This window comes from Kribbella pittospori (assembly GCF_004331465.1).
GTDB classification, from domain to species: Bacteria; Actinomycetota; Actinomycetes; order Propionibacteriales; family Kribbellaceae; genus Kribbella; species Kribbella pittospori.
In genome coordinates, this window is sequence record NZ_SJKB01000017.1 from 141212 (window position 1) to 147694 (window position 6483).

Sequence of the window (6483 nt, forward strand, 5' to 3'; positions counted from 1 at the left end):
TCACCCACGCTTCCTGGCTGCGGCCCCAGAGCCGCTGGTCTTCTTGGCGGCGCTCTTCTTGGCCGTCTTCTTCGCAGTCGTCCGACTGGTCGCCGCCTTACGGGGCGGCGCAGACGTCTTGGCTGCTGTCTTCTTGGCGGCGGCCTTCTTGGCAGGTGCCTTCTTGGCGGCGGCCTTCTTGGCGGTCGGGCCGCCCGATGCCGCCTTCTTGGCAGGCGCCTTCTTGGCCGTCGGGCCGCCCGATGCGGACTTCTTGGCAGTCGAGCCGGCCGACGACGACCTCTTCGCTGTGGAGCTACCGGACGCCGACTTCCGTGCCGTGGCCTTCTTCGCTGCCGACCCGGTCGACTTCCGGGCCGACGAGCCGTTCCGATCACGCGAGGTGGAACTCGACGTGGACTTCCTGGGCCGCCGGCGGCCGCCGGAATCGTCCTCGGACTCATCGGACTCTTCGGACTCTTCGGTGCGCGAGTCACCCGATCGATCGCGCGAACGGCCCCTGTCGGACTCCTCATCGCGCTGCCGGCGAGGACGCCGCCGTCGCGGCCGGGAAGGCTGTTCGTCGCGCTCGTCCCGAGCGTCCTCGTCCTGAGCACCCTCGTCCTCTTCGTCCTCGCCGGAGCCGTGAGAGAGCATCCGATCGGTACGGTTCTTGAGCGAATCGCTGACCCGGTTGAGCCGGTTACTCGCCGCGGTTACTGCCGCCTCTCTCCCCGCCGACACCAACTTGCCGCGGACCTGCCCGGAGAGCTTGGACAGCTCGGGGTTCTGATCCACCACCTTGGCGAGTTGCTGGACGATCGCCCGTGGATCGGTCGCGATGCGTTTGCCGGCGAGCAGGCTCCCGACGGTGATCGCGAGCTTCAGCTTCTTCGTACGGCCCAGCAGATAGCCGCTCGCCACGGCGGCCGCGACCTTCGCGGAGGTATTCATCGGTTCTCCCTACAGAATGGTGGCAGCCAGCGCGGAGCGTTTTCGCCACGTGGCATTTCGACAGAACGAATTGGAAACAGGTTATTCACACAATGCGGCGATGCGGCGCAGCATGGGAAGACTTGGGAATCTGTCATGGCGCACCTTCTGGAGAAGCACGCCGGCGTAGATCACCACTTCGTCGTCACGCAACAACGATTCGATCAGGTCGAGCATCGAATTCGACGGGAAGCGATCGTCGGAGACCTTGTCGAGCAATGCGTCCAACAGCATTTCGCGGGGATCCCGGTGGTTACCGGATTCAGGCATCTCACTCACCTCCGCATCATTCGTCGATGTGCCGATGTTCGGTCACCGACGTGTGCGTCGTGTGCGAGCGTTGGCTGATGAAGAACATGGTGATCGCGAGCCCCAGCGCTCCGGCGCCCATCAGTATGTAGCCGACCGCCGTCAGGTCAACTCCACTGATCCGGTCGGACACAGCGAATGCCAGAACACCGCCTACGGCGAGCAGGAACACAGATACACCGATTCCCACGACGACCTCCTCACGATCTCCCCGCTACGAATGAATAAGAACGCGGTACCCACGCTTACACCCCGCAAACGAAACATCATTGCGTATCGGAACGAACGCGTTTCGTAATTAATTCAGTGATGGACTACTTGAACCAAACGATTAGTTCAAGCGGGTAAATGACCAGCGACAGGCTCCGAGCTGCACGTTCTGCTCCGGCGGGTCGAGGCTGGGGGCCAGCGGCGGCACAGCTGCTCAACCTGGAGGTGCGACATGGCAGCGGAGACGAAGGACCGGCCGGCAGGTGTCCGGGCGACCGCGGGTGTGGTCCACAAGAGGAGTCCCGTGTCTGTTGCCGAGACTGTGCTCACGCTGTCGGCCGCGATCCGGGCCGCTGGAGCGATCGTGCTTTTCGTGGTGGACCACAGTGGCGAAGCCGAACGCGTGGGATCGAAGTTGCGGGACACGAAGCTGCTGGGGTTCGGAAACCCGTCGGAAGGTACGCCGATCATGGAGGCCTCGCCGGTCGCCGCGCTCGACCTACCCCTCAAGATTCTGGTCTGGGCGGATGACGACGACGCCGTCTGGATGAGCTGCGCAGATCCGGACTGGCTGGCCGAACGCCACGGCTTGGACGACGAGTTCGCAGCCGCGTTGTCGACCCCCGTCCAAGTGATCACTCAAGTCGCATCCATGGTGCGGTGACACGCATCCCCGGTCACTGGACTTGCGCGTCCCGATCTCAATGCACTGGTGGAACAGGACAAAACAGGACGTCTCCGCGGCTTGCGGGACGTCCTGTCAGCTCGTGACGTGGCGGCACATCGTCAACGGTGGCGCCTGACTGCCTTGGCGAGCTCGTTCTTCGTCATCTTCGAGCGGCCTTTGATCCCCATGCGCTTGGCATCGGCGTACAGCTGCTCTTTCGTCATGGAGGCAGCCTTCGTCTTCGAATCGGGTTTGCCGTACCGGGGCCCGCTGATATGCCCGGCCATCCCGATGCGAGGCTCGGTGTCTTCCTCCGTGAGGTATTGAGCGACGTTCTTCACTCCGCCCTTGATCTGTTCGACCTGCTGCCCGAGCTTGTCGCCCAGGCTCTCCTTCGCCATCGCCACTCCTTCATCTACAGCAGATGCCCGTCAAGTACCCGCGGCCATTCGCTGCCGAAACGTGGAGGCGAGTCATCGCCGTTCACCAGCATCCTGACTTCCGTCGCCGTGCGGCGTCTCTCGAGGCTGGAGCTGGGCGGCGAGCTGGGCACGCCACTGATACAGCTGCGCGAGCGCCTGGAGGCGGGCCAGCTCGAGGGCGGCCCGCCCAGCACGAAGGACGATCGGTCCGTCCTCACGCCAATACTCTCGCAGAGACGTCTCGAGTTGGGTCGCGCTCAGCTCACCGCGGCCCGCGCGCTGCAGTAGTTCTCTGACTACCGCGAGCCGGCCTGCCGCAGCCTGGAGCTCCGCTTCTCGTTCCCGGTCGGCGTCAACAGGGCTGTCACCCGGCTTCGTCATGTCGGCTGGATGCGCGGCGCTGCTCCCCCAGTGCGAGCGCCAAGACCCTCCAAGAGGCGGATCAGGGCGTCGAGCAGACTCTGCAGAAGATTCCCAAGGACTCCGCCGAGATCGACACCGTCGAGGAGTCCCGCGATCGCGCACAGCAGGTTGCCGAGCAGATTGCCGGGCCCCGGGATGGCGGTGATGTCCAGGACGACTTGGTTCAGCTGCACCCGCAGGCCCAGCAGGTTGAGGTCAAGCGGTCCGAGCTCGAGGTGAAGGATGGGACAGACGTCCGGCTGAGGAGGTGGTTCAGTCATGGGCCGGCCTCCGATCTAACGGAAGGATCCGTTGGTGAGACACATCAGGGGAGGTGCGCCACGGACCCGGCTGAGCCCGCACTTCGAGTGTTGGTCCGCTGCCGCGAAACGCGCAAGAACAGGCGCGTTCTTTCGTGGCCAGGAGTGGTCCGGATTCCGCATACCGGCCGATATCGGCCTGGTTCGCATGGAGGACGCAGCCGCGGGCACCGGGCGGCGACAGTGAACCGAACCCGTAAGGAGAGACCAATGGGTGTCGGAGACAAGGCGAAGAACGCTGCCAAGTCCGCCAAGGGCAAGGCCAAAGAAATGACAGGCGACGCGACGGACAATCGTGACCTGCAGGCCGAAGGCCGAGCCGAGAAGACGAAGGCGGACGTCAAGCAGGCCGGCGAAAAGGTGAAGGACGCAGCCAAGAAGTGACCTTCGCCGAGCGCGACCTCCCAGGATCCCCATCCATCGCGATGGGGATCCGCTCGTTGAACGAGACCAGGTCGCGGTGCTGTGGCCGAGCGACTGGGGCTAGCCCTTCGTGGTGTCGTGGACCGTCTGTTCCTCGGATTCGGCGTTGATCTCCGCGCCGAGCAGTACGGCGTACGCGGTCAACCACAACCACAGCATCAGGACCACGACCGCGGCCAAGCTACCGTACGTCTTGGCGTAGTTGCCGAAAGTCTCCACATAGAGCGAGAACCCGATCGAAGCAATCAGCCAGATCACCGTCGCGACCACGGCACCGACGGAGACCCAACGCATCCGCGGCGCGTCCCGATCGGGACCGAGTCGGTAGATGACGGCGAGCGCCACCGTGATCAGAACGATCGCCAGCAGCAGCCGGACCACGCCCAGCACAATCCGCAATGGCGCCGACAGCTCCGCGCCGATCGCCGCACCAAGTGAGAAGAGCGCGATCGCCAGCAGGACGAACACGATCGCCCCGAGTGTCATCGACAACGCGAGACCCTTGCGGCGCACGAACCCGCGCGTCTCCTCCGCATCGTAGGCCAGATTCACTGCCGTCAGCAGGTACCCGACGCCACCCGACGCGGTCCACAGCGCGACCACCACAGCGATGGCCAGTCCGATGCCCAAGCCCTGTCGCGGTGCCGAGGTGAAGGCATCGATCTGCTGGAGCAGCAGATCGCGCCCGGACGCCGGCATCGCAGCAGCCAGATCCTCGACCTGGTTGCGGATCTGAATCGGATCCGCAACCAGCCCGTACGTCAGCACCGCGGCAACCACCGCCGGGAACAGCGACAGGAACGCGAAGAACGCAACACCGGCCGACAACAGCGGAACCTGATCAGCCTTCGCCTCCGACCAGGCCCGCCGAAGAATCTGCCACCACCCCGCAGCAGGAATCTCCGTCGGCTTGCGTGCATCCACCCCCGGTACGCTGTCCTGCCGCTCACCAACCATCTGTGCCCCGCAACCGAACGTCGAGAAATGGCACACTTCCGTACCACCGCCGAATCGCGCTGCCGGTACCCGGCCACAAACCTCCGGCGGTCGAGGTCGAACCCGCGCCGTTCTGTGCGGTTACTCCTCCCCGGTCTGCCGCAAGTGCGCGCGCTTGGTCGATGCATGCGTACCGGCGTTGTTCGCATCCGGCTGGGTACCGGCGGCGGCATGACGATTCAGGGGTCGGTGTGGCTGGCAACCGCGACCATGCCGGAGTACGACGTACTCGATGCAGATCTGGATGCTGACGTGCTGGTTGTCGGTGGTGGGGTGATCGGGCTCACCACGGCGCTGTTCCTGCAGGAGGCGGGCGCCGATGTCGTCCTGCTCGAGGGTGGCCGGATCGGCGCGCGTACCAGCGGGAACACGACCGGCAAGGTGACGTCCCAGCACGGCGCGATCTACGCGAGCCTGCTGGATCGGCATGGACGGGACACGGCGCAGCAGTACGCCACCGCCAACCAGGACGCCGTCGAGACGGTTGCGGCTCTGGTGGATCGGCTCGGCCTCGAGTGTGAGTTCAGCCGCGCGCCCAGCTTCGTGTACACGACCGGCTCCGAGGACCTGCGCCGCGAGGCGGAAGTGGCGGCGCAACTCGGCCTGCCGGCCCACCTGGCCGACACGCAGGAGCTCGGCCTCCCGGTGCAGGCCACTGAAGTCGTCCGCTTCGACGACCAGGTGCAGCTGCACCCCAGCCGCTACCTCGCGGGCCTGGCCGCCGCGTTCACCCGCGCAGGCGGCCGGATCTTCGAACGCAGCCGTGTGACGGACCTACGCACCGACGATCGCATCGAGGCAGACACCGAGCCCGGGCGAACCGTCCGCGCGTCCCACGCAGCCGTGGCGACCCTGTTGCCGATCGGGACCGTGGGCGGCTACTTCGCCCGCACCAGACCGCACCAGTCCCACGGAATCGCCGTACGACTCCCGATCGAGGCGCCGACCGGGATGACGATCTCCGTCGACGACCCGATCAGGTCGACCAGGCCCTGGCCGGGTGGCGGCCCGAACGGTCTCATCGTCGTCGGCAGCGACCACGAGACCGGCGACCAGAGCGACACGAACGCGGCGTACCAGGGCCTGGTGGATTGGGTCGGCTCGCTGTGGAATGTCAGCCTGCAATCCGAATACCGCTGGTCCGCGCAGGACTACAGCACCCCCGACCAGCTCCCGTACGTCGGGAAAGCGCCGGGCTCGGACCTACTGGTTGCCACCGGCATGCACAAGTGGGGACTCAGCAACGGAACCGTTGCCGCCGGCATCCTGCGCGACACGGTCCTCGGTCATGACAACCCGTGGAGCGACCTGTACGACGCCGGCCGGATCGGCGACGCCCACGCGGTCGCACAACTGGTGAAGGACAACCTCAAGGTCGGCAAGGAATTCGCCGCAGGTCACCTCCAACGCGTCCTCGGCGCCGGTCTGGACCACATCGAAACAGGCGAGGGCGGTCTGTACGACGGCGACGGCCGAACCGTCGGCGCGTACCGCGACCACGCCGGCGATCTGCACACCGTCGTACCGGTTTGCACGCACCTCGGCTGCCCACTGCGCTGGAACCAGGCCGACACCACCTGGGACTGCAACTGCCACGGCTCCCGCTTCACCCCCGACGGCACAGTCCTCGACGGCCCCTCAACCACCCCCCTCAACCAGCCCGACGCCTGATCCCAATCACAGTGCGCTTCACTCGCGGGTGGTTGCGATCAGGCGTTTGGCGACTTCTCGGAGTTTGACGTTGCCGTCTTGGGAGAGGCGG

Annotated in this window: 10 protein-coding genes; 3 read left to right on the plus strand and 7 right to left on the minus strand. The window is 65.6% G+C overall.

Annotated features, from left to right (window positions below; translation table 11 throughout):
* The 3 genes from E0H73_RS37815 to E0H73_RS37825 form a co-directional block, all read right to left on the minus strand.
* Positions 1-933, minus strand: coding sequence for a hypothetical protein (locus E0H73_RS37815; protein ID WP_131364724.1), 933 nt, complete (start codon positions 931-933; stop codon positions 1-3).
* An 81-nt stretch (positions 934-1014) separates the two neighbouring features.
* Positions 1015-1242: a hypothetical protein gene (locus E0H73_RS37820; protein WP_131364726.1), complete on the minus strand. Its 228-nt coding sequence runs from the start codon at positions 1240-1242 to the stop codon at positions 1015-1017.
* A 16-nt stretch (positions 1243-1258) separates the two neighbouring features.
* Positions 1259-1471 (minus strand): DUF6458 family protein, encoded by a 213-nt coding sequence (locus E0H73_RS37825; protein ID WP_131364728.1) that lies wholly within the window; start codon positions 1469-1471, stop codon positions 1259-1261.
* 252 nt (positions 1472-1723) lie between these two features.
* Here E0H73_RS37825 and E0H73_RS37830 point away from each other — a divergent pair, with 252 nt between their 5' ends.
* Positions 1724-2155, plus strand: a complete 432-nt coding sequence (locus E0H73_RS37830; RefSeq protein WP_131364730.1) for a DUF302 domain-containing protein — start codon at positions 1724-1726, stop codon at positions 2153-2155.
* Positions 2156-2277: 122 nt separating this feature from the next.
* Here the strand turns inward: E0H73_RS37830 and E0H73_RS46720 are convergent, their stop codons facing one another.
* The 3 genes from E0H73_RS46720 to E0H73_RS46725 all read right to left on the minus strand — a co-directional run bounded on the left by E0H73_RS46720 (position 2278) and on the right by E0H73_RS46725 (position 3263).
* Positions 2278-2559, minus strand: a complete 282-nt coding sequence (locus tag E0H73_RS46720) for a Rho termination factor N-terminal domain-containing protein (RefSeq protein ID WP_131364732.1) — start codon at positions 2557-2559, stop codon at positions 2278-2280.
* Between the two features lie 72 nt (positions 2560-2631).
* Positions 2632-2961 (minus strand): hypothetical protein, encoded by a 330-nt coding sequence (locus tag E0H73_RS37840; protein ID WP_131364734.1) that lies wholly within the window; start codon positions 2959-2961, stop codon positions 2632-2634.
* On the minus strand, positions 2958-3263 hold the full coding sequence (locus E0H73_RS46725; RefSeq protein ID WP_202867751.1) for a hypothetical protein: 306 nt from the start codon (positions 3261-3263) through the stop codon (positions 2958-2960). The genes E0H73_RS37840 and E0H73_RS46725 overlap by 4 nt, the downstream gene beginning before the upstream one ends.
* A gap of 249 nt (positions 3264-3512) precedes the next feature.
* On the opposite strand from E0H73_RS46725, the gene E0H73_RS37850 reads away from it, so the two are divergent.
* The gene (locus E0H73_RS37850; protein ID WP_131364736.1) at positions 3513-3686 is read left to right on the plus strand and encodes a CsbD family protein; all 174 of its coding nucleotides are present in this window, start codon (positions 3513-3515) and stop codon (positions 3684-3686) included.
* A gap of 99 nt (positions 3687-3785) precedes the next feature.
* Here E0H73_RS37850 and E0H73_RS37855 read toward each other — a convergent pair whose 3' ends face one another.
* Positions 3786-4649: a YihY/virulence factor BrkB family protein gene (locus E0H73_RS37855; protein ID WP_238164536.1), complete on the minus strand. Its 864-nt coding sequence runs from the start codon at positions 4647-4649 to the stop codon at positions 3786-3788.
* 243 nt (positions 4650-4892) lie between these two features.
* On the opposite strand from E0H73_RS37855, the gene E0H73_RS37860 reads away from it, so the two are divergent.
* Positions 4893-6392: an FAD-dependent oxidoreductase gene (locus E0H73_RS37860; RefSeq protein ID WP_131364740.1), complete on the plus strand. Its 1500-nt coding sequence runs from the start codon at positions 4893-4895 to the stop codon at positions 6390-6392.
* Positions 6393-6483 lie beyond the last annotated feature (91 nt).

What these genes read in the sequence shown, in the direction of transcription:
- E0H73_RS37815 (WP_131364724.1), bottom strand. Translation starts at nt 933, where the DNA reads ATGAATACCTCCGCGAAGGTCGCGGCCGCCGTGGCGAGCGGCTATCTG.
- E0H73_RS37820 (WP_131364726.1), bottom strand. Translation starts at nt 1,242, where the DNA reads ATGCCTGAATCCGGTAACCACCGGGATCCCCGCGAAATGCTGTTGGAC.
- E0H73_RS37830 (WP_131364730.1), top strand. Translation starts at nt 1,724, where the DNA reads ATGGCAGCGGAGACGAAGGACCGGCCGGCAGGTGTCCGGGCGACCGCG.
- E0H73_RS46720 (WP_131364732.1), bottom strand. Translation starts at nt 2,559, where the DNA reads ATGGCGAAGGAGAGCCTGGGCGACAAGCTCGGGCAGCAGGTCGAACAG.
- E0H73_RS37840 (WP_131364734.1), bottom strand. Translation starts at nt 2,961, where the DNA reads ATGACGAAGCCGGGTGACAGCCCTGTTGACGCCGACCGGGAACGAGAA.
- E0H73_RS46725 (WP_202867751.1), bottom strand. Translation starts at nt 3,263, where the DNA reads ATGACTGAACCACCTCCTCAGCCGGACGTCTGTCCCATCCTTCACCTC.
- E0H73_RS37850 (WP_131364736.1), top strand. Translation starts at nt 3,513, where the DNA reads ATGGGTGTCGGAGACAAGGCGAAGAACGCTGCCAAGTCCGCCAAGGGC.
- E0H73_RS37860 (WP_131364740.1), top strand. Translation starts at nt 4,893, where the DNA reads ATGACGATTCAGGGGTCGGTGTGGCTGGCAACCGCGACCATGCCGGAG.